Consider the following 21,934-nt stretch of genomic DNA (forward strand, 5'->3'; position numbering starts at 1 on the left):
AGTCCGGGGAACACGGCCTTGTCGATGGCCTTCGCGTGCCGCTCGTCGCACATGAGCATCGCGCCGCGCGGGCCGCGGAGGGTCTTGTGCGTGGTGGTGGAGACGATCTGGGCGTGCCCGACGGGTGAGGGGTGCGCGCCACCGGCGATGAGCCCGGCGATGTGCGCGACGTCCGCGACGAGCACGGCGCCGACCTCCTTGGCGATCTCCGCGAACCCGGGGAAGTCGATCGTGCGCGGGATGGCCGTACCACCACAGAAGATCAGCTTCGGCTGCTCCTTGAGAGCCAGGTCACGGACCTCGTCGAGGTCGATGCGACCGGTGTCCTTGCGCACGCCGTACTGGACGGCGCGGAACAGCTTGCCGGTGGCGGACACGGACCAGCCGTGGGTGAGGTGACCGCCGGCCGGGAGGGCCATGCCCATGATGGTGTCGCCGGGCTGCGCGAGCGCCAGGTAGACGGCGAGGTTGGCCGGCGACCCGGAGTAGGTCTGGACGTTGACGTGGTCGACACCGAACAACGCCTTCGCCCGCTCGATGGCGAGGTTCTCGATCTGGTCGATGAACTGCTGGCCCTCGTAGTAGCGCTTGCCGGGGTACCCCTCGGAGTACTTGTTGGTCAGCACGGAGCCTGTCGCCTCGAGCACGGCCGTCGAGACGTAGTTCTCGGACGCGATGAGCCGCACCTTCTCGAACTGGCGCTGAGCCTCGCTCTCGACGAGCTGCGCGAGCTCGGGATCGGCGGCGGCAAGGTGGGGAATCGCCGGCTGGTGCATCGGGGTGGCCTCCATCGTCTTCGGTGCAGCCCCGACAGTATCGAGGGGGCGCGGCCCCATCGAGTCGCGGCCCTTGTCAAGTCCACCATGCGGGTGACTCGAACCCTGCCTTGCCGACTCACCTACTCACGGGTAACCCGCAAACGCGCGCTAACACCATCGCCCACGAAGCCCGTCGCCACACCCCTGACCTGCGAAAACGAAATTTCACCGAAATCGCCCCAGAATGGAGACCAGGCAGCCCCCACCCGATCCCGGGGGCACCCCGCTAGCCAGTCTACCGGTATCACCCGACGGATACCCTGAAGATGATCTTGCCTGTGGACAACTGGAGCGGTTGTGGACAACTCCGTTTCAGTCCATTATGGACACTCCCATCGACCGTGCCGTACCTGCGATTGTCCGGGCGGCCTTGTCCAGGTCCGAGGTGTTCAGGTCGGGGAGCTTCCGCTCGGCGATCTCCCTCAGCTGCAGGCGCGTCAGCGTGCCGGCGCTGATGTGCCCCGGACGCGCGGATCCCTTGCCGCCCAACGCCTTTCTGATGAGGAACGCCGTCGGCGGGGTCTTCAGGCGCAGCGTGAACGTGCGGTCATCGAAAACCGTCACCACCGCCGGCACCACCTCGCCGCGTTGGCCGGCCGTCGCGGCGTCGTAGGAACGCTTGACCTCGACCAGGTTCACGCCGGTCTGCCCGAGCATCTTGCCGAGGTCGACCATCGGCGCCTCGCCCGCCGGCAGTTCGAGCGTCACCTGGAACTTCTGTTTCTGTGCCATAACGACGAACGCTAGAAACTGACGTTACGTGAAACTCAAGTGCGTTTTTCCGACCACCCCGGCTACCGTCCCCGCATGGACGCCGACATCCGCGAGTACTACGACCGGGGCGGCGAGGAGACCCGGCTGACCGACTCACTAGAACTGTTACGCACCAAGGTTTTGCTACGCCGCTGCCTGCCGCCGGACGCCAGTGTCCTTGACGTGGGCGGCGCTTCCGGGGTCTACGCGACCTGGCTCGCCGGCGAAGGCCACCACGTGAAGCTCGTCGATCCGGTGCCGCGGCATGTGGACTCCGCGCGTGCCAAGGGAATCGAGGCCGTTCTCGGTGACGCGCGGGAGCTTCGCGAGTCCGACGGCAGCCGGGACGCCGTGCTGCTCCTCGGGCCGCTCTACCACCTGGTGGACCGCGCGGACCGGGTCCAGGCCCTCGCCGAAGCCCGGCGCGTCACGCGTGACCTCGTCGTCGCGGCCGTCATCAGCCGGTGGGCGTCGATGTACGACTGGATGCTGCGCGACCTGCTCGACGCCCCGGCCGTTCTCCCCATGCTCCGCGATGACCTGGCCACCGGCACCCGCCGCGGCACGCAGCACCTCCGCTACGGCTTCACGACCTGCTATTTCCACCGACCGTCCGAGATAGCGGCCGAGGTCGCCGATGCCGGGCTCACGCTCGTGGACCTGCTGGCGGTCGAAGGCATGGCCCAGTGGGTACCGGACCTCGCGGACCGCCTCGCCGAGGCGGACAGCCGCACCGTACTGCTCGAACTGATCGAACGCACCGAGCGGGAGCCGGACGTCCTCGGCGCCACCTCGCACCTGCTTGTCGTGGCACGTAAGTAACTCACTTGACACCGATGCTGCGATGGTGGGCATGGACCACGCAGCCACCCTCGCGGCGTTCGACCGCCAGCTCCGCAACGTCGTGCGGCCCACTCTGGACGGTGGCACGTTCGAGCGCGTCGGGCCGGTGATCCGCTGCGTCAGCCCGAACCCGGACGGCTGGTCCGGCATCGAGTGGTCCGATCTGAACGAGTCCGACGCGGACGAGGTGATCGCCGAGCAGCTGCGGTACTTCGCCGAGCGGAACCGTGCCGTCGAATGGAAGTACTACGCCTACGACGAGCCCGCCGACCTGCCGGACCGCCTGCGTGCCGCCGGTCTGGCGCCGGGCGAGGAGGAGGCGCTGATGGTCGCCGACGTCGATGACGTGCCGGATTTCCCGTCCCCAGAAGGAATTCGGATCGTCGATGTGTCCGATGAGGACGATCTGCTCAGGGTGAAGGCCGTGCACGACGCGGTGTTCGGCGGCGACCACACCCCGATGATCGACAGCATGCGACAGCGCCTGCACACCGGCGCGGTCGGTCCGGTGCTCGCGCTGGCGGGCGACGAGCCGGTGTGCGCGGCTCGGGTGGACTTCCACGTCGGCACGGACTTCGCGAGCCTCTGGGGTGGCGGCACGCTGCCGGAGTGGCGCGGCAAGGGCATCTACCGTGCCATGGTCAGCCACCGGGCCCGACTCGCGCGCGCCCGCGGCCACCGCTACCTGCGTACCGACGCGCTGCCGACCAGCCGGCCGATCCTCGAGAAGATGGGCTTCGTCCGCCTCACCACGACCGTGCCGTACACGCGTCCCTAGACAGGCTCGATGCCGTCCCGGTGCCGGCGCGCGAGTTGCTGGTAGATCTCCGGGTTGTGGTCGACCCACTTCTTCGCCTGGCCCGCGAGCGGCACGAACCTCTTGGCCGGCGATCCGAACGCGACGGTTTCCCCCGGCACCTCGGTCCCCGGCGTGACCACCGATCCGGCGGCGACCATCGCGCGCGGCCCGATCACGGCGCCGTCGAGCACGGTCGCGCCGTTGCCGATCAACGCCTCGGCGCCGATCGTGCAGTCGTGCACGACGCACAGGTGCCCGATCGTGGCGCCCGGCCCGACCTCGCACCTGCTCATCCCGACGTGGATGACCGAGTTGTCCTGCACGTTCGCGCCCTCGCGGATCACGATGGCACCGAAGTCCGCGCGGATGACCACGCCGTACCAGACCGAGGCGTTGGCCTCGACCGTCACGTCACCGATGAGCGTCGCGGTTGGCGCGATCCACGCGTCCGGGTGAACGTCGGGCGTCTTACCTTCGAAGGAGAACAGGGGCACCGGGCTACGGTAAGGCCCGCCGGGTGAGTTCGTCGATCAACTCGGCCACCTCGGCAGGGGTGAAATCCATCGCGTTCTCGCCGACCGTGAGCTCGAACCGGCACCGCCCGGGCACCGACTCGGGACTCGCGTGGCTGAACACCTGCACACCCCGCTCGGCGATCAGCTCGTCCCGCGCCCGGGTGGCGGCCGCCACGTCGACCGGCAGGAGCACGTGGAACATGGGCGTCTGCGGCGGCGCGGGCACGACGGTCACCCCGTTCGCGACGAGTGCTCCGGCGATCGCGACGGCGTGGTCACGAAACGCGGCCATCCGCGGCAGCACGTCCTCCAACCCGATCAGGGCGGCGACGGCCAGCGGCCACGCGTCCGGGATCTCACCGCCGAGGCGCTTCCGCCAGACCTCGGCGTGCCCGATGGTGTCGGCGTCCCCGACGAGGACCGCGCCACGCACGCCTTCGAGGCCTTTGTAGAGGGAGACGTAGACGGTGTCGAAGAGGGCGGCGATCTCGGCGTGCGGGCGGTCGTAGAAGGGCTGGGACTCCCAGAGCCGAGCGCCGTCGAGGTGCACGGCGGCACCGCGGTCCCGGGCCCACTGGACCTGGGCGTTGAGGTCGTCCCAACTGGGGAGGGGCCCGCCGATCTCCCGCTGCGGCAGCTCGATCAGCAGGGTCGAGACCGGCTCGGCGACCTGCCGGAGGTCGTCGAGGGTGAGCGGCCGCTCGGCGTCACCGGCGGGCTGGTAGCGCAGGCCGTGCACCGCCGCGTACCCACGCTGCTCCCACATGTCGAGGTGGTTGGTGGGATGCGCGGTGAAGGTGAGGCGCCCGGTCCGCTCGGCATGGATGCGGAGGGCGACCTGCTGAGCCATGGTCCCGGTCGGGAAGAAGAGGGCGCGTGGCTCGCCGAGCAACTCGGCCAGTCGTGTCTCGAGTTGGGTCATGGGCGCGTCGGCCCCGACGAGCGGTGTGTCGGGCGCGACCCGGTCGAGCATCCGTCGCAACATGATGTGCGGCCGTCGACGCAGGTGCGCGTGCGCCACCAACGACCGGCGAATGTCCTGTTCAGCCACCTGGTGATCGTAGGGCCAAGCGCCTGTTCGTACGTGCCGTCAGTCCGGGTTGACCCCGGTTGCCCAGATGGAGGACGCCCAGGGCACGCCTTCGGGAAGAACACCCGAGGCCAGATTCCACGCGCGGGTCACAAACCGGTAGGCGGTCCCTACCGGTCCCGGACGTGGCCTGGAATTCGGTATGACGGCGTAGCCGGACCGCCCCGAGACGACGTCGACGAAACCCGCCGCACGCGACGCCTCGCGGATGTTCTCGACGGACATGATGGCCAGGTTGTGTGTTGCGAGCGTTTCCGGACTGAACCTCCGCAGAAGCCGGACGATCAACGGATTCGCGTAGTTCGGCACGGTGACCGCCACCATCCCGCCCGGTTTCACGAAACGCCGGTGGTATCGCATCGCCGCGGCCGGGTCAGCGAAATGCTCCGCGAGACCGAACGAGACGACGAGATCCGCGCCGGGAAGGTCGGCGTCTCGCACGTCCCCTTCGAGTAGCTCGGCATCGATACCTGCCTCACGCAGCCGCGAACGGGCCACCCTCAGGCCCGCAGCACTGATGTCGAGGCCGCGATAACGGTGCTGCGGCCGGAGCGCGTGCAACTGCGTGATCATGGCACCCGGCGCGCACCCCAGTTCGAGCACGTCGAGGCTGCCGTTCGACTGCGGAGCGTCGAGCAGACTCTCGAGAAGACGGTTCCAAGCGCGCCCCGAGGCCAACCGCGTCCTGAGGCGAGGACTGTCGCTGCCGTCATGGACCGACCAGATCTGATCCCACAACTCGGCGGTGGTCAGGGCATCCTTCTCCTGCATGTCCAAGCCTCACGTCGTCGATAGCCGTGCCGGCGGTGTGGTCGAGCATCATCAAACCTGATCACGTACGCCTGGCAACACGGAAAAACCGGCTAACAGCCATCCGGGTGACACGACCTAAAGCCAACGGGTGATTCGCCGATGGTTCCGCGCGCGACTCGTGGCTCTCAACGGGTTCGCGCCGCCACTCATTGATATCAACAAAACCGACTCGCGCAGATGGTTGCCACAGCCACAGGAAGAGCGCATACTCCGAAAAGGACTAGTCCTTGCACGACTATTTCGGATCAAGGGCGCTCCTCGGAGAAAGTTCCCATATGCATTTTCCACGCTTTCGCGTTTTTTACCTGGATTATCCTCGTCATCAACGCGCTTTTCCTGATTTGGATTATCACTGGCATTGCCAGCAACAACTCCACGGCCGACTGCGGAAGCCTCGACCGCGCCGCATGCGAGGCAGCCGAGAACGTGGGCACGGCGATAGGCGTCGGGCTGGTTGTCGGGCTGTGGGTCGCCGCTGACGTCATCCTCGGCGTCCTCTGGCTGATCACGAGACGCAAGACCCGTGACTGTCCGGCATGCGGTCGCACCGTCAAGCGCGGGCAACTGCAGTGCAAGAGCTGTGGGTACGACTTCGGACAGGCAGCGCGGGCCGCGCAACAGCCACCGGTCAGCCCGGTCGCCTGATCGCACACGCACCCACTCGATTAGTCACCCAATTAGTCCCTCAGACGCAGGTCAGACCCCGTCCGACATGTTGTGGACGGGGCCTGACCTGCGCTTCGCCTGGAGCCGCCTAAGGGAATCGAACCCTTGACCTGCTCATTACGAGTGAGCCGCTCTGGCCGACTGAGCTAAGGCGGCGAGACGGGTCATAGTGTAGCTGGCGCGTTCGGCGTCACTTGCGGGGACTGGGGTCGTTAACAGAGGACGGGTGCTGTCGAGGAGGGAAGCATGCGCGGACGGTTGTTGGTCGCGACGGCGGTGGGGCTCGCGGGGCTGGTCGTGGGCTTCTCGGCGGTCCCGGCGAGTGCGCAGCCGCCGACTACGCCGATCCCAACTCCCACCAACCCGGCCTCGCCGGGGATGTCTTCGCCTACCGGGCCGGTGCCATCCGGGCATGCCGTCGGTGATGCCGGGACCGGGCTGGGGATCGTGCGGATCCTGCCCAACTCGGTGCCGACGAAGACCATCCAGCCGGGGCTCGAGGACAAGCTCCCCAGGCAGTCGGCCGCTGAGCTGGGGTTCGGGCTTGCTTCGGCGCAGGTCAACTCCGAGGCCTACCTCTCGTTCGAGCACTCGATCGCGCAGGCGGCGCCCGGTGGGATCGCCGTGCAGGGTGGCAGTCCGCAGGCGCCTGGGGCGCTGTCGCAGACCGCGTCGCCCGACAATCCGGAGCCGGTGCACGGTGGGTTGTCGTTGCCGGCTACTCCGCTTGACTCGCTGGTGCGGGCGACCGCTCTCCAGGGGCAGGTGCACGCCCGGTGGAGCGACACGGCCGGGCCGTGTGTCGGCACGATCAGTGACGCGACCACCGAGGTCGCGAGCCTTTCGCTGCTCAACGCGATTCCGACCCTGCCGTCGACGAACGACCTGACCGGGGTGTTCGACTCGCCGCTCGACCCGAACGCCGACCAGGCGATCGTCAACGGGTTGAAGAAGTTCGCCGGCCCGTTGAGCACGCTGGGCGGGGCACTGTCGGGCGGCGCGAAGCCGGCCGCGAACGGCACGGGGTCGCTGGTCAGCCTGCAGAACACGCTGTCCGCGCGGTCGGTGGTGCGGCTGGTGGACATCCCGGGCTCCGCGAACAAGGCGGTGCAGTCGACGTCGACCATGCAGGTCGCGAACCTGAAGCTGCTCGCGGGGACGCCGTTCGAGATCCAGATCAGGGTGGTCAGCCAGCCGACGCTGCAGGTGACGTCGACCGGCGACCAGGCGACGTCGTCCGTGCGGTACACGGCGCCGGTGCTGGCCGTCGAACAAGGCGGAAAGCCTCTGGGGCAGCTGGACGCGGCCAACCCGAAGATCGACATCCCGGTCGGGATCCCGCTCGCGACGGGTGCGCCGAACCTGCCGATCATCGGCGGACTGCTGGCGAACGGTCAGCCTGCCACGGCGGCCCTCCAACGGCTGGACCTCGGCGTGATCCGGCTGGGGGTGGCACAGCTCGACCAGCGCGGGGCACCGATGACGTCGCCGTTCAAGGGCTACCAGCTTGGCGCGACGGCGCGGATGCTGGACCTGCAGGTGCTGCCGACGCAGGCGCTGGGACTGCCGAACCTGCCGTCGGCGCTGGCACAGGTGGCGTTGGGCGAGCAGGTGGCGCGGGCGTACGCGCCGGCCGGCGGGGTGGTGTGCCGGACTTCGGAGCAGCCGGCCGCGCCGCCGACGCCTCAGCCGCAGGGCAAGGCACCGATCCAACTCGCGTACACGACGATGGCCTACAAGACGATCCCGCTGTTCTGGGCCGGGACGGCGATGCTGTTGATCGGTGTCGTGCTGGTGGCGGCAATGCCTGGACTGCGGACGTTGGCGCCGCTGGGTCCTGGCGATGTGGACGACGAGCCTGAGCCGGACTTGGACGAGCGCGCTGATGACGCGGCGGACGAACCTGGCGAAGTGCCTGCTGACGGTTCCAACTCCGAAGCCGAAGCGACCGATGCGCCGGCCGAGGAAGTGGCGCCGGCCGAGGCCCAGGAAACCGACATGCCGGAGCAGCCGGAGGCCGAGAAGGACGCGGCCGAGTCGAACGCGGAGACCGCTGACGACACGGAAAGCCCCGACACCGAGCGGAGCTAGGGACCTTCGCGAGGCCGGCGCACGCAGGACCTGTGGAGCATTCGTTCACGGTCACGCCGTCCGCGAGTCGGTTCCGCGCACCGCGCGAGGCCAGTTGACGAAGAACACGCACGAGTGTCCCTTTCGTTCGCACTCACCGGGTGAACGTTATCCACAGCCGCCGGCGACCAGGGGTTTCGTCAGTGCCAGCCGGTAGAATGGGCATCGGGGCCGCCCCCGGGTTCGGGTGGGGGCTGCCTACGCAACCATCTGTGTTGGCGTTGATCAAGAAAATGGGTCAGCCGTAGTGCAGGGTTGTCAGCATTGCTTCTATGGCGATTCTTGGCTTGACGTTCAGCTCCATGGCTTCTCGGCAGGCCAGGACTGCTTCCAGGCGGCGCAACGTCGAGTCCTGGGCCCACATGGTCGCCGCCTGCCGGGAGTCGCGTTCGCGGTCCGGGTGGGTCAGGGTCGCCGTGCTGCCGCTGGCGATGACCAGGACGTCTCGGTAGAAGCCGGCGAGGTCCACCAGTGCCAGGTCGATCGCGTCGCGTTGGGTTCTGGTGGCTCGGCTTTTCTGGCGGCGTTCCAGTTCCTTTATCGCCGCTGCGCTTCCTCTTGTCGCCGAGGCCGTGCCTTTTCCCGTTCCGCCATGGCCCATGGCGGTTTTCAGCGCTTCTTTTTCCGCCTCGTCGCGAGTGCCGCTTACTTCGTTCGCGTCCGCTTCCGCTGCTCTTACCAGATCGTCCGCGCAGTCGAAGACATCTGACAGGCGGCGTAGGTTCAGCGGGATTCTCAACACCTGCTCCCGGCGGGTCCTGGCTGCCTCGTCCGTTGCCAGGCGCCGGGCCCTCCCCACGTGACCACCGCATACCGACGCCGCCCACGTTGCCATTGACGGCTCTATGCCATCGCGTCCCCGCAGGACCTCGGCGATGGCCGGGGCCGCCGGAGTGCGTAGCCCCAGGTGCCGGCAGCGGGAGCGGATCGTCAGCGGGACGTCTTCCGGGTGGTCCGACGGGGCCGCCAGCAGGAACACCGTGCGGTCCGGGGGTTCCTCCACCGCTTTCAGGAGTGCGTTGGCCGCGCCCTCCGTCAGGCGGTCGGCGTCGGTGATGATGACCACCTGCCAGCGCGCGCCGGTCGGGCGGCGCGCGGAGATCTGCACCAGCGCGCGCATCTCCGCCACCGAGATCGACAGGCCCTCCGGGACGACCACATGCACGTCCGCATGTGTGCCCGCCATCGCGGTCCTGCAGCCCGCGCACGAACCGCACCCCGCACCCGTCTCACACTGCAACGACGCGGCGAATGCCCTCGCGGCCACCGAGCGGCCGGAGCCCGGCGGGCCGGTGAACAGCCACGCATGCGCGACGGCCGACGACGAGCCGCCCGCGAACGTGCCGTCGACCATCGACGCCGCCACCGCCGCCGAGGCCTTGAGCACCTCCACGGCCTCCGGCTGCCCGACGACCTGCGACCACACGGTGCTCAAACCAACTGCCTCCGAACCTAGGTCGCCCGGACCTCTACCGGTGCGAGGCTATCGCTCGGCAGCAGGCTGCTCTCCCTGCGGCCGGCCAACGCGGTCTGCACGGCTATCCGCACGCGCACCGCCACCTGTTCCGGCGTGCCGTCCGCGTCGACCACCACGTAGCGGTCCGGGTCGGCCGCGGCCAACTCCGCCAGCACCTTCTGCACGTGCCAGTGGTGCTCCGGTGGGCGGGACCGCTCGCTGTCCAGTGTGCTCGGGTCGCGGTCCAGCAGAATCGTCACGTCGGGGCGCAGGCGGGCGGTCGCCCAGTCCGCCAGGCCCTCCAGCTCCGCCGGGTCCAGGCCCGCCGCGGCGGACAGGTGGGCCAGGGGGCTGTCCACGAACCGCTCCATCACGACCAGCGCGCCACGCTCCAGCGCCGGCCTGATCTGCCGTTCCACGATGTCCGCCCGGACCGCCGCCGCGACCAGCGCGTGGGCCCGGGCGCCGGCGAGTTGGGCACCCGACAGCACGGACTGCAACCGCTCGTCGTCCAGGGTCGGGTCGGTCGCGAGCACGACCTCCTTCTGCCCCGGCCGCTTCAGCCAGTCGGTCAGCAGGCTTGCCTGTACGGACGTGTCCGCGACCGTGTCGCCCTCGACCGCGATCAGCAGGCCGGTCAGCCGGCGCGGCTTGCGGCGGATGGCGTTCAGCAGGTCGGCCAGGATCGGCTCGGTGCGGCGGTCGTCCATCTGCCGGTAGGCGACCACGCCGACGAGCGCGGCGATCAGCCCGGCCACCAGCAGGACCGGGCGGGTGCCGTCGATCGTCATCTCCCGGCCCCACACGGTGACCTTGTGTGCCTTCACCAGTCCGACCAGCACGGGCGTCAGCGCCATCGCACCGGCGAGGATGATCTTCAGCAGCGACTGGTAGATCGCGTTGATGCGCCCGCGGATGGCGTCCTCGACCTGCGTGCCGATGATCGTCACCCCGGTCAGGAACGCCGCGCCCGCGCACGCGCCGACCATCACCACGGTGATCAGCGACACGATCAGGTGGGGGGAAAGCGCCACGAGCACCAGAATTATGCCGGCCAGCACGATCGCGATGCCGAACATCCGGTTGTGCGGCAGCCGCTGTGCCAGCTTCGGCGAGCCGGCCATGCCGGTGGCCAGCCCGATGAACATGGCGACGAACAGCAGGCCGAACGTCGACTCGCCACCACGCAGGCTGTCCGCGTACATCCGCGCGGAGCCGATCAGCGCGCCGGCCGCCGCGAACGCGCCGACCATGCCGATCAGCAGCCCCCGGACGAGCGGCGTGGTCCGGACGAACCGGGCCGCGTCGCGGACCATCGCCACGAAGCCCTGCTTCTCGCCGGCGCTCTTCTTGGCCTCCTCGTCGGCCCTGCGTGCCTTGGCGAGTGGGGTGTTCCGCAGCGACAGCTCGGGGATCCTGGTCGCGACCAGGATCGCGCTGGTCAGGTACAGCAGGCCGTTGATGACCAGGATGATCTTGGCGATGCCGAGGCCGTCCGAGTCGGGCTGGATGTTCAGGTTCGTGGTGATGCCGGTGATCGCCGCGTACAGGCCGGCGCCGCTGATCACCGCGAGGCCGTAGGTCATCACCAGGCTGAGCTGGTTCGCGGTCTCGACCTGGTCCGCGCGGCGCAGCAGGTTCGGCACCGCCGCGTCCTTGGACGGGATCCACACCAGTGCGCAGCAGCCGACGAGGAAGTTGCCGATGAACAACCACAGCGGCGAGCCGACGATCGCGATCGAGACGAACAGCCCGCAGCGCAGCACGTCACAGATCACCATGATCTTGCGGCGGTCGAACCGGTCGGCGAGGATGCCGCCGATGGGGGCGAAGAGCAGGCCGGGAAGCAGCTGCGTGAGGACGACACCGGCGAAGGCGAAGCTCCGCAGCTGGTAGTCCTCGTTCATCAGCTTCGTGACGAGACCGGCCAACGCGAGCAGTGACAACCAGTCACCAACGCTACACAGATAGGTGACGCCCCAGAGCCGACGGAAGGCACGAATCGCCAGCACACTCCGCGCCCGGTGTGTGATGGAAGCGTTCGTCGCACCCCCGCTTATGCCCGCCACCCCGTCCTCCCCACGAATCCCCGCGCCCTCAGGGTAACCAGAACGCGCGGGTAACGTAGCGCGGCCAACCTGAGAGTGCTGAGGGTTCAGCTGAAGATTGACGAGATCGCGTCGATCAGGCTGGCCAGCATCACGATCACGAGCACGGCCATCACCAGCAGTAACGACCCGACCGCCACCAGACCAGGGGACCACCGCTTTCGGGGCGGCCGGGGAACACCGCGCTGCGCGGGGATCTCGAGCGGCGCGGATCCCGTGCGGGCCGCGCGCACCGGGATGCCGGCGGGCGGCGTCGGCGGCGGGGTCTTACCGGCCGGCGCGGGCACCGGCGCGGGCGCCGAGGCGGGAAGGCCGGGCAGGTTGACCCGCAGTTCGGAGTTCTCGTCGAGCATGGACTCCATGGCCGTGCGGACCGCCTCGATGTCCGGTTTGGCGGGCTCGACGACGCGGATGCGCACCGCCTCGCCGTCGTACCTGCCGCCGGTGACCAGGCCGGACAGCGGGTCGTTCATCAGCGGCGGCGGGCCCGGGTCCTGGGTACCGTCGTGGTTCCAGCTCGCCATCTCGACTCCCTGTGCGTCACTGTGTGCGTCTGATACCAGACTAGGAGGCATCGGGTCGCCGGGCGAGACAAACCTGCCGGGCCGCGAGACTCGTGCGAACGTCGACCAAGAGCGGACCGAGCATGAGCAACGTCACACCGACGTTGCTGGTGAGCAAGAGCCCACCCGACTCGGCCCTACCGGAGGACCCGGCTCCCCCGGTGACGTCACGACTTCGACTTGGCCGGAGCCTTCTTGGCCGGGGCCTTCTTCGGGGCCGCCGTGGTCTTGCGGGTCGTGGCGCGCTTCGGGGCCGGCCCCTTCGCGCGCTTCTCCGCCAGCAGCTCGGCCGCGCGCTCGTCCGTCAGCGCCTCGACGCTGTCGGACTTCCGCAGGGAGGCGTTGAACTCCCCGTCCGTCACGTACGGGCCGAACCGGCCGTCCTTGACCACCATCGGCTTGCCCGACACCGGGTCGTTCCCCAGTTCCTTCAGCGGCGGCGCCGACGCGGCGGCCTGCCGGCCACGGCGCTTCGGCTCCGCGTAGAGCTTCACCGCGTCGTCGATCGTCACCGTGAAGATGTCGTCCTCGTTCGCCAGTGACCGGGAGTCCGTGCCCTTCTTGAGGTACGGCCCGTAGCGACCGTTCTGGGCGGTGATCTCCTCGCCGCTCGTCGGGTCCTTGCCGACCAGGCGTGGCAGCGACAGCAGCTTGAGCGCGTCCTCCAGCGACACCGACTCGATCGACATCGACTTGAACAGCGAGCCCGTCCTCGGCTTGGCGGCCTTCTTCGCCTTGGCGTCCTCCGGTTCCGGCAGGACCTCGGTCACGTACGGCCCGAAGCGGCCTTCCTTCGCGACGATCTCGTGGCCGGTCGCCGGGTCGGTGCCCAGCGTGCGACCCTCGACCGGCGTCGAGAACAGCTTCTCCGCGATTTCGAGCGTCAGCTCGTCCGGCGGCAGGTCCTCCGGCAGGTTCGCCCGTTGCGGGTTCGCCGCGCCGTCCGGACCGTCGCCGTCGCGCTCCAGGTACGGGCCGTACCGGCCGACCCGCACCACGACGGGCCGCTGCTGCTCGTCGGGGAACAGCGGGATCGAGTTGATCTCCCGGGCGTCGATCGTGTCCACGCCCGAGCCGACCAGCTTCTTCAGCCCGCCGTCACGTCCGACCGAGCCCTCGGGGCCGATGTCGCCGCCGAAGTAGAAGCCGGACAGCCACGTCGTGCGCTGCTGCTCACCCGAGGCGATGCGGTCCAGCTCGTCTTCCATCGCCGCGGTGAAGTCGTAGTCCACTAGCCGGCCGAAGTGCCGCTCCAGCAGGCCGACCACCGAGAACGCGATCCAGGAGGGCACCAGCGCGGCACCCTTCTTCCACACGTACCCGCGGTCCTGGATGGTGTTGATGATCGAGGCGTAGGTCGACGGGCGGCCGATGCCGAGGTCCTCCAGGGCCTTGACCAGGCTCGGCTCCGTGTAGCGCGGCGGCGGCGAGGTCGTGTGGCCGTCCGGGTTCAGCTCGGTCGCGGTCAGCGGCTGGTCCTTGACCAGCTGAGGCAGCCGGCGCTCGGCGTCGTCCGCCTCGCCGCCCGCCTCGGTGTCCACGGTCTCGACGTAGGCCCGCAGGAAGCCGGGGAAGGTGATCGTGCGGCCGGACGCGGCGAACGTGCACTCCTCGCCGGACTGCGCGGTCCCGACGATGCGGACGCTCATGGTCGTGCCGCGTGCGTCGGCCATCTGGGAGGCGACCGTGCGCTGCCAGATCAGCTCGTAGAGGCGGAACTCGTCGGTCTCCAGCTCACCGGCGACCTGGCCCGGCGTGCGGAACACCTCGCCGGCGGGACGGATGGCCTCGTGCGCCTCCTGGGCGTTCTTGACCTTCCGCGTGTACTGCCTGGGCTGCGGCGAGACGTACGCGTCGCCGTACAGCTCACGGGCCTGCGCGCGGGCCGCCGCGATCGCCGTCTCGGACAGCGTCGTGGAGTCGGTACGCATGTAGGTGATGTAGCCGTTCTCGTACAGCCGCTGCGCCACCCGCATCGTGCGGTCCGAGCCGAAGCGCAGCTTGCGGCCGGCCTCCTGCTGCAGCGTGGAGGTCATGAACGGCGCGTACGGCCTGCGGGTGTACGGCTTCTCCTCGACCGACGCGACCCGCATGTCCTGGCCGGTCAGCGCGTCGGCGAGACGCCGCGCGTCGGCCTCGGCGAGGACCAGCGGCTGGCTCGAGGCCGCCTTGAGCCGGCCGTCCGGGCCGAAGTCGCGTCCGGTGGCGAGCTTGCCGCCGTCGATCTGGACGAGCCGGGCGCCGAAGGTGCGTGGCTCGGCCTCCGCGCCGGCGTCGAGCTTCGCGGAGATGTCCCAGTACGAGGCCGGCACGAACTTCATCCGCTCCCGCTCGCGGTCCACGACGATGCGTGTGGCCACGGACTGCACACGACCGGCGGACAGGCCGCGGGTGATCTTCTTCCACAGGACCGGGCTGACCTCGTAGCCGTACAGGCGGTCGAGGATGCGGCGGGTCTCCTGCGCGTCGACCAGGTCCTGGTCGAGCATGCGGGTGTTGTCCGCGGCGGCGAGGATGGCCGACTCGGTGATCTCGTGGAAGACCATCCGGCGGACCGGCACCTTCGGCTTGAGCGCCTCGAGCAGGTGCCAGGCGATGGCCTCGCCCTCGCGGTCGCCGTCTGTCGCGAGGTAGAGCTCGTCGACCGTCTTCAGGGCTTCCTTCAGCTCGGTGACGGTCGCCTTCTTGTCCGGCGTGACGATGTAGATGGGCTCGAAGCCGTTGTCGACGTTGACGCCGAGGTTGGACCAGGACTCACCCTTGTACTTCGCCGGCACCTCGGCCGCCTTGCGGGGCAGGTCGCGGATGTGGCCGCGGGAGGACTCCACGACGAAGTTCCGGCCGAGGTAGGAGGCGATCTTCTTCGCCTTCGCAGGCGACTCGACGATCACCAGCCGCCGCGGCTCGGCTCCCGCCGACCCGCTCCTTTTCGTCCCGTTAGACCCTGCCACGCCGTCCCGCTCTCCAGTCCGAGCCTGTTCTCAGCTCGCTAGTGTGCACGTTGCACACTGTGATACCTACCCCCAGGTGCCCCGCAGCACACCTCGCACAGCTCGCGAAGCGAACGTCAGACACTTGTCGCCACACAAGCTCGCTCTGTTACCTGGGTAGCACGGCTACGCGCTTCTCCGCACCCCGGATACCGCCGGCCAGTGTTCCTCCGCGTCTCCCGACGGGGGGCTACCGACCAGCTCAGCGAGCCTGCCCAGCCGTCGCCGACCGGAAATCCGCAGGCCCACACCATGCAGGGTAGCGGGCAGCCCGGCGTTGCCGAGCGCCCCTCTCACTGTGTCGTACGTGTCGGGCGCGGCCGGATCCAGGCCGAGTAGGTAGTTCGTACCCAGCCAGCTGCCGGCGGCGAGCACCCACAGTCGTAACGCTCCGCCATCGAGGGTCAGTCCGGACGGGGCGAACTTCTCGCCCTCCTTCGTCCAGTCGTCGGCCAGCGGGAGCAGGTCGGCGCGGAAGGCGGTGCGCACCCCGTGCGTGCCCTCTTCGTCGATCGTGGGGGTGGTCTCGATGCCACGCTCGGCCAGCGCCAGACGGACGGCCCGGACCCGCCAGCGGGTTTCCAGCGGCAGCGTCAGGCGCGCCGCGGTCCTGGCGAACTCGGCGAGCTGGCCCTGGCAGCACAGCAGACCGGCGAGGTCGCCGGCATGCGGCCGGTTGGCCTCGGCGGAGTAGAAGGAGAGCTGCGCCACCCGGCCAAGGATAGAACACCCGTTCGATCTGGGCCAGAGACGGGTGGTACCGAAATGACCATGGGCCCGGCGCGAGGCCGGGCCCATGGGGCCATACACGTGTCAACCAGGGCCTACGAGGTCGGCGACGAGACCGAGTCCTCGAGCTCCTGGCAGCTCTTCGCCTTGTTGTAGGCGGCGTCGAGCTCCTTGCTCTCCGAGAAGCTGGCCGTCGGGTCACCCATGCTGCTCAGGGCCTGCAGGTCCTGGGTGGCGGAGGCGGCCGCGGCCTGGAAAGCGGCGGGGTCGTTGACCGGCGCCGCCTCGATCTTGGACTTGGCGCTGGTCACCGAGTCCTTGGCGGTGGAGATCTGGTCGAGGAACTTGTTGACCGCCTCCTCGCCGCCGTCGACCGGCGGGGTGCCGGCGTCGGAAACCGCGCTGGCCATGCCGTCGAGCGACGTCTCCAGCTTGGCCAGGTAGGCGACGAGGCCGTCCTTGGCCGACTGCGGGTTGCTCTGGTCGATCTCGGGTGTGGTCGTCAGCGCCGAGATGTCGTCCTTGAGCCCTGTGCACACCTTGTCGGCCCAGGCGGTGGCGTCGCCGCCGTCCGAGCTGCTGCTGGAGTTGGTGTTGGAGGCGCCGGTGGACGAGCCACCGTCGTTCCCCTTGTCACCGCAACCCGCGGCGACGAGAGCCAGCAGTACCGCGGCGACCGTGGTCAGCCGTTTCATTGAATTCCTCTCGAGGTTGTCAGGCCGCGCCGTTGGCGACGGCCTCAGCCGGGTTCTCGGCGATCGCCGTGCCACGCCGCTTCGACACGAACACGGCGGCGACGATCAGGATCACCGCGACGATCGCGATGACCACTCGCACGGCGTCGTTCTCGCTGGAGCCCACGGACAGCGTAACGATGGCCGGGGCGATCAGCAGCGAGACCAGGTTCATCACCTTGATCAGCGGGTTGATCGCGGGGCCGGCGGTGTCCTTGAACGGGTCACCCACGGTGTCGCCGATGACGGTGGCCGCGTGGGCCTCGGAGCCCTTGCCGCCGTGGTGGCCGTCCTCGACCAGCTTCTTCGCGTTGTCCCACGCCCCACCGGAGTTGGCCAGGAACACGGCCATCAGCGTGCCGGTGGCGATGGCGCCGGCCAGGTAGCCGGCCAGCGGACCGGTGCCGAGCCCGAAGCCGACCGCGATCGGCGCGAGCACCGCGAGCAGGCCCGGAGTGGTGAGCTCGCGCAGCGAGTCACGGGTGACCATGTCCACCACGCGGCCGTACTCCGGCCGGACGGTGCCTTCCATGATCCCCGGGTTCTCGTGGAACTGCCGCCGCACCTCGTACACGACCGCACCCGCTGCGCGGGACACGGCGTTGACCGCGAGACCGGAGAACATGAACACGACCGCCGCGCCGATACCGACGCCGACGAGCACGTTCGGGCTGAACACCAGGCCGACGAACGCCTGGCCGTCCGGGTCGCTCGACGCGAACAGGTCCGCGTTCGTGACCTTCGCCAGCGCGTCGGCGGGCAGCTTGAGCGCCTCGCCGAACGCATCGCGGATCGCGTTGATGTACGAGCCGAACAGCGCGGTCGCGGCCAGCACGGCCGTCGCGATCGCGATGCCCTTGGTGATGGCCTTGGTGGTGTTGCCCACCGCGTCGAGCTCGGTCAGGATCGCCGCGCCCTCGCCCTCGACGTCACCGGACATCTCGGCGATGCCCTGCGCGTTGTCGGAGACCGGGCCGAAGGTGTCCATGGCCACGATGACGCCGACCGTGGTGAGCAGGCCGGTGCCAGCCAGCGCCACACAGAACAGCGCGACGAACAGCGAGCCGGACAGCAGGAACGCACCGTACACCGCCGCGCCGATGACCACCGCCGTGTAGACCGCGGACTCGAAGCCGACCGAGATGCCGGACAGGATCACGGTCGCGGCGCCGGTCAGCGAGGAGTTGCCGACGTCCTTGACCGGCTTGTAGTCGGTGCCGGTGAAGTAGCCGGTCAGCCACAGGATGATGCCGGCCAGCACGATGCCGATGATCACGGCCACGGTCGCGATGACCGCCGGGCTGCCGGCGATGTTGCCGTCGGCCGCGCCGTCCAGGTCGGAGAACGAGTTCGGCAGGAAGATGAACGCCGCGGCCGTGCACAGCACCGCCGACAGCAGCGCCGACATGTAGAACGCCTTGTTGATCGAGGTCAGGCCGCTCTCGCCGACCTTGGCGCGGGTCAGGTAGACGCCGACCACGGCCGTGACGGCGCCGAGCGCGGGGACGATCAGGGGGAACAGCAGGCCCTGCGCGCCGAACGCGGTGGAGCCCAGGATCAGGGCGGCGACCAGCGTCACGGCGTAGGACTCGAAGAGGTCCGCGGCCATGCCGGCACAGTCACCCACGTTGTCGCCGACGTTGTCGGCGATGGTGGCGGCGTTGCGCGGGTCGTCCTCGGGGATGCCCTGCTCGACCTTGCCGACCAGGTCCGCGCCGACGTCGGCGGCCTTGGTGAAGATGCCGCCGCCGACACGCATGAACATCGCGATCAGCGCGGCGCCGAAGCCGAAGCCCTCGAGCACCTTCGGTGCGTCACCCGCGTAGACCAGCACCACGATCGCCGCACCGAACAGGCCGAGGCCCACGGTGCACATGCCGACCACGCCACCGGTGCGGAACGCGACGCGCATGGCGGTCTCCCGGCCGCCCTGCTCGCGGGCTGCCGCGGCGACCCGCAGGTTCGCCTGCGTGGCGAGCCACATGCCGAGGTAGCCGATGGAGAACGAGAACACCGCCCCGACGATGAAGAACAGGGAGCGGCCGATCCGGTCACCCCATCCGTCCGCGGGGAGGAAGAACAGCACGACGAACACGATCGCGCCGAAGATCGTCAGCGTGTTGCGCTGCCGCTTCAGGTACGCGCCGGCGCCCTCCTGCACGGCCTTGGCGATGTCCTGCATCTTGGCGGTGCCCTGGCCAGCGGCCAGCACCTCCTTGAGCAGCACGTAACCAACGGCCAGGGCGGCGAGAGCGATCACGGCGACCACGACGACGATGCCGCGATCACCGCCGGTCAGCGTTGGACCGCCTTCCGCCGCTAGATACTGCCAGGACATCTGTCCTCCTGGGTCTGCCTGAACGTGGCGCGTTTTCCGCGATCGCCGAGGACCGCCGCATTCGCCCCACGAAGGGACGGTGCGCCACCAGGGGGTATTGATGGGACCGGCGGAGTCTATGGGTTGCACGTCGCCGCTCTGACGGCCGGCCCGCCAAGCTGCGGATTTCCGAGTTGCGGGATCGATCCAGAACATCGATCCAGAACCGCCCCGAACACGGCCCGCGATCGTTGTCGGTGACATGTGCGACCCTCGCTTCCGTGAGTCGCCACCTGCTCGACCGCGTGCTGGCCGGTGTGCCCCGCGGCGAGAACCCTCTGCGGCATGTGCGGGAGCTGCCATCGCGACCGGCCTCGGCGGTCGACTGGCCGTCGTGGGCGCCGTCCTCGCTGGTCACGGCCTTCGGCGCGACCGGGGTCGCCCGTCCCTGGACGCACCAGGTCGAGGCGGCGAACCACGCGTGGGAGGGCCGGCATGTGGTGATCGCCACTGGCACGGCGTCCGGGAAGTCGCTGGCCTACCAGCTACCGGTGCTGAGCGGACTGCTGGCGGACCGCCGCGCGACCGCGCTGTACCTGTCGCCGACGAAGGCGCTCGGCGCGGACCAGCTGCGCACGGTCTCGACGTTGGGGCTGGACGGCGTCCGCCCGGCCCCGTTCGACGGCGACACCCCCATGCCGGAGCGCGACTGGGCGAAAGCGCACGCGCGGTGGCTGTTCACGAACCCGGACATGCTGCACCGCGGGATCCTGCCGGCGCACGCCCGCTGGGCCTCCTTCTTCCGGCGTCTGGCCTACGTCGTGGTGGACGAGTGTCACGGGTACCGCGGGGTGTTCGGCTCGCACGTGGCGTTGCTGCTGCGCCGGTTGCGCCGGGTGGCGGCGAAGTACGGCACCGATCCGGTGTTCGTGCTGGCCTCGGCGACGGTGTCGGACCCGGCCACGTCGGCTTCTCGCCTGTCGGGCGTGCCCTGCGTGGCGGTGACGGAGGACACATCACCACAGGGCGCGCGGACGGTGGCGCTGTGGGAGCCGCCGCTGCTTCCCGAACTCTCCGGTGAGAACGGTGCGCCCGTCCGGCGGTCGGCCGGCGCCGAGACGGCCCGGATCATGACCGACCTGGTCGTGGAGGGCGCGCGGACGCTGGCCTTCGTCCGGTCCCGGCGGGGCGCGGAGCTGACGGCGCTCTCGGCGCGGCACGCACTGGCCGAAGTGGACGCGTCGCTGCCGGCGCGGGTGGCCGCGTACCGGGCGGGCTTCCTGCCGGAGGAGCGGCGCGCGCTGGAGAAGTCCCTGGCCGACGGGACCCTGCTGGGGGTCGCGAGCACCAACGCGCTCGAGCTGGGTGTGGACATCGCCGGGCTGGACGCGGTGGTGGTCGCCGGTTACCCGGGGACGCTGGCGTCGTTCTGGCAGCAGGCGGGGCGGGCCGGGCGGGCGGGTGACAGCGCGCTGGTGGTGTTCGTGGCGCAGGACAACCCGCTGGACACGTACCTGGTGCACAACCCGTCGGCGATGCTGGACAAGCCGGTCGAGGCGACGGTCATCGACCCGACCAACCCGTACGTGCTGGCGCCGCAGCTGGTCTGTGCGGCGATGGAGCTCCCGCTGACCGAGGCGTGCCTGCCGGCGTTCGGCGGCGCGGCGGCCCGCCGCGTGCTGGACGACCTCACGGCCGACGGCGTGCTGCGGCGGCGGGCGGCGGGCTGGTACTGGACCTCGCGGGAACGCCCGCACGCCTCGGTGGACATTCGCGGCTCGGGTGGCGACCAGGTGGCGGTCGTGGAGGCGGACTCGGGCCGTCTGCTCGGCACGGTCGACCCGGGGGCCGCGTTCACGAGCGTCCACCCGGGAGCGGTGTACCTGCACCAGGGCACGTCCTATGTGGTCGACGACCTGGACCTGTCCACCGGACTGGCGATGGTGCACCGCGAGGACCCCGAGTGGTCGACCTCCCCGCGCGAGCAGGTGGACATCACCGTGCTGTCGGTGGAGGAACAGGTCACGTTCGCCGGCGACGTCACGGTGAGCCTCGGTGAGGTGGCGGTGACGTCCCACGTGGTCGCGTACCTGCGGAAGCTGCCGTCCGGCCAGGTGCTCGACCAGATTCCGCTGGACCTGCCGGAACAGACGCTGAACACGCGGGCTGTCTGGTACTCGCTGCCGGACGAGCTGCTGGCCGAGGCGGAGCTGACCAGGCACGAGATCCCGGGCGCCCTGCACGCGGCGGAACACGCGGCGATCGGCCTCCTGCCGCTGTTCGCGACGTGCGACCGCTGGGACATCGGCGGCGTGTCCACGGCGCTGCACCCGGACACCGGTGAGGCGACGGTCTTCGTCCACGACGGACACCCCGGCGGCGCGGGCTTCGCGGACCGGGCCCACGCCGCCCTGGTCCCATGGCTGACGGCGACGCGGGACGCGATCGCGGCATGCGAATGTCCCTCGGGATGCCCGTCGTGTGTTCAGTCCCCCAAGTGCGGCAACGGAAACGAGCCGCTGGACAAACAGGGTGCGATAAGAGTCCTTACCACGGTGCTGGCCGCGGTGACGTCGGCGGCGGAAGGCCAGGCGTCCCGGGCGTCGTGAG

General features: G+C 69.6%; 17 protein-coding genes and 1 tRNA gene. 5 read left to right on the forward strand and 13 right to left on the reverse strand.

Translation table 11 applies throughout. From position 1 onward, the window contains the following. The coding region (gene glyA, locus VET29_RS01270; protein WP_324913437.1) for a serine hydroxymethyltransferase at positions 1-776 on the reverse strand (776 nt) is incomplete at its 3' end. Positions 777-1,130: 354 nt separating this feature from the next. Further along, positions 1,131-1,550: a 50S ribosomal protein L11 gene (locus tag VET29_RS01275; protein ID WP_324913440.1), complete on the reverse strand. Its 420-nt coding sequence runs from the start codon at positions 1,548-1,550 to the stop codon at positions 1,131-1,133. Positions 1,551-1,625: 75 nt separating this feature from the next. Here VET29_RS01275 and VET29_RS01280 point away from each other — a divergent pair, with 75 nt between their 5' ends. Beyond that, positions 1,626-2,393 (forward strand): class I SAM-dependent methyltransferase, encoded by a 768-nt coding sequence (locus VET29_RS01280; RefSeq protein WP_324913442.1) that lies wholly within the window; start codon positions 1,626-1,628, stop codon positions 2,391-2,393. 31 nt (positions 2,394-2,424) lie between these two features. After that, positions 2,425-3,192 (forward strand): GNAT family N-acetyltransferase, encoded by a 768-nt coding sequence (locus VET29_RS01285; RefSeq protein WP_324913444.1) that lies wholly within the window; start codon positions 2,425-2,427, stop codon positions 3,190-3,192. On the opposite strand, the gene VET29_RS01290 is transcribed toward VET29_RS01285, so the two are convergent. From VET29_RS01290 to VET29_RS01300, 3 genes are read right to left on the reverse strand one after another with little or no spacing between them, the layout of a single operon-like run. Beyond that, positions 3,189-3,707: a gamma carbonic anhydrase family protein gene (locus VET29_RS01290; RefSeq protein WP_324913446.1), complete on the reverse strand. Its 519-nt coding sequence runs from the start codon at positions 3,705-3,707 to the stop codon at positions 3,189-3,191. The two genes, VET29_RS01285 and VET29_RS01290, sit on opposite strands and share 4 nt — an antisense overlap. 4 nt (positions 3,708-3,711) lie before the next feature. Continuing rightward, positions 3,712-4,779, reverse strand: a complete 1,068-nt coding sequence (locus VET29_RS01295; RefSeq protein WP_324913448.1) for a threonine aldolase family protein — start codon at positions 4,777-4,779, stop codon at positions 3,712-3,714. A 39-nt stretch (positions 4,780-4,818) separates the two neighbouring features. Beyond that, entirely contained in the window at positions 4,819-5,589 is a 771-nt protein-coding gene (locus tag VET29_RS01300; protein ID WP_324913451.1) for a class I SAM-dependent methyltransferase, read from the reverse strand. Positions 5,590-6,057: 468 nt separating this feature from the next. Between VET29_RS01300 and VET29_RS01305 the strand changes: the two genes are divergently transcribed. Continuing rightward, positions 6,058-6,276 (forward strand): hypothetical protein, encoded by a 219-nt coding sequence (locus tag VET29_RS01305; RefSeq protein WP_324913453.1) that lies wholly within the window; start codon positions 6,058-6,060, stop codon positions 6,274-6,276. 100 nt (positions 6,277-6,376) lie between these two features. On the opposite strand, the gene VET29_RS01310 is transcribed toward VET29_RS01305, so the two are convergent. After that, a tRNA-Thr gene (locus tag VET29_RS01310) sits at positions 6,377-6,453 on the reverse strand. A gap of 90 nt (positions 6,454-6,543) precedes the next feature. Here VET29_RS01310 and VET29_RS01315 point away from each other — a divergent pair. Then, on the forward strand, positions 6,544-8,388 hold the full coding sequence (locus tag VET29_RS01315) for a hypothetical protein (protein ID WP_324913455.1): 1,845 nt from the start codon (positions 6,544-6,546) through the stop codon (positions 8,386-8,388). 277 nt (positions 8,389-8,665) lie between these two features. On the opposite strand, the gene VET29_RS01320 is transcribed toward VET29_RS01315, so the two are convergent. The 7 genes from VET29_RS01320 to VET29_RS01350 form a co-directional block, all read right to left on the reverse strand. Beyond that, entirely contained in the window at positions 8,666-9,862 is a 1,197-nt protein-coding gene (locus VET29_RS01320; protein WP_324913457.1) for a DNA polymerase III subunit delta', read from the reverse strand. A 17-nt stretch (positions 9,863-9,879) separates the two neighbouring features. After that, entirely contained in the window at positions 9,880-11,952 is a 2,073-nt protein-coding gene (locus tag VET29_RS01325) for a dTMP kinase (RefSeq protein ID WP_324913459.1), read from the reverse strand. Positions 11,953-12,038: 86 nt separating this feature from the next. Continuing rightward, positions 12,039-12,515 (reverse strand): hypothetical protein, encoded by a 477-nt coding sequence (locus VET29_RS01330; protein ID WP_324913461.1) that lies wholly within the window; start codon positions 12,513-12,515, stop codon positions 12,039-12,041. 206 nt (positions 12,516-12,721) lie between these two features. Continuing rightward, positions 12,722-15,505 carry a type I DNA topoisomerase gene (gene topA / locus VET29_RS01335; protein WP_324913463.1) on the reverse strand — a complete coding sequence of 928 codons (2,784 nt, stop codon included), beginning with the start codon at positions 15,503-15,505 and terminating at the stop codon, positions 12,722-12,724. A gap of 165 nt (positions 15,506-15,670) precedes the next feature. Continuing rightward, the gene (locus VET29_RS01340) at positions 15,671-16,255 is read right to left on the reverse strand and encodes a hypothetical protein (protein ID WP_324913465.1); all 585 of its coding nucleotides are present in this window, start codon (positions 16,253-16,255) and stop codon (positions 15,671-15,673) included. Positions 16,256-16,368: 113 nt separating this feature from the next. Beyond that, a complete protein-coding gene (locus VET29_RS01345) occupies positions 16,369-16,968 on the reverse strand; it encodes a hypothetical protein (RefSeq protein WP_324913466.1) in 600 nt (199 codons plus the stop codon). A 19-nt stretch (positions 16,969-16,987) separates the two neighbouring features. Further along, the gene (locus VET29_RS01350; RefSeq protein WP_324913468.1) at positions 16,988-19,345 is read right to left on the reverse strand and encodes a sodium-translocating pyrophosphatase; all 2,358 of its coding nucleotides are present in this window, start codon (positions 19,343-19,345) and stop codon (positions 16,988-16,990) included. Positions 19,346-19,605: 260 nt separating this feature from the next. Between VET29_RS01350 and VET29_RS01355 the strand changes: the two genes are divergently transcribed. Next, positions 19,606-21,933, forward strand: a complete 2,328-nt coding sequence (locus VET29_RS01355; RefSeq protein WP_324913470.1) for a DEAD/DEAH box helicase — start codon at positions 19,606-19,608, stop codon at positions 21,931-21,933. Position 21,934: the final 1 nt, after the last annotated feature.

The sequence above is a fragment of the Actinophytocola sp. genome, from assembly GCF_035634895.1.
Classification (GTDB): Bacteria; Actinomycetota; Actinomycetes; order Mycobacteriales; family Pseudonocardiaceae; genus Actinophytocola.

Coding starts and splice junctions, on each gene's coding strand:
- VET29_RS01275 (WP_324913440.1), bottom strand. CDS start 1,550: ATGGCACAGAAACAGAAGTTCCAGGTGACGCTCGAACTGCCGGCGGGC.
- VET29_RS01280 (WP_324913442.1), top strand. CDS start 1,626: ATGGACGCCGACATCCGCGAGTACTACGACCGGGGCGGCGAGGAGACC.
- VET29_RS01285 (WP_324913444.1), top strand. CDS start 2,425: ATGGACCACGCAGCCACCCTCGCGGCGTTCGACCGCCAGCTCCGCAAC.
- VET29_RS01300 (WP_324913451.1), bottom strand. CDS start 5,589: ATGCAGGAGAAGGATGCCCTGACCACCGCCGAGTTGTGGGATCAGATC.
- VET29_RS01315 (WP_324913455.1), top strand. CDS start 6,544: ATGCGCGGACGGTTGTTGGTCGCGACGGCGGTGGGGCTCGCGGGGCTG.
- VET29_RS01330 (WP_324913461.1), bottom strand. CDS start 12,515: ATGGCGAGCTGGAACCACGACGGTACCCAGGACCCGGGCCCGCCGCCG.
- VET29_RS01345 (WP_324913466.1), bottom strand. CDS start 16,968: ATGAAACGGCTGACCACGGTCGCCGCGGTACTGCTGGCTCTCGTCGCC.
- VET29_RS01350 (WP_324913468.1), bottom strand. CDS start 19,345: ATGTCCTGGCAGTATCTAGCGGCGGAAGGCGGTCCAACGCTGACCGGC.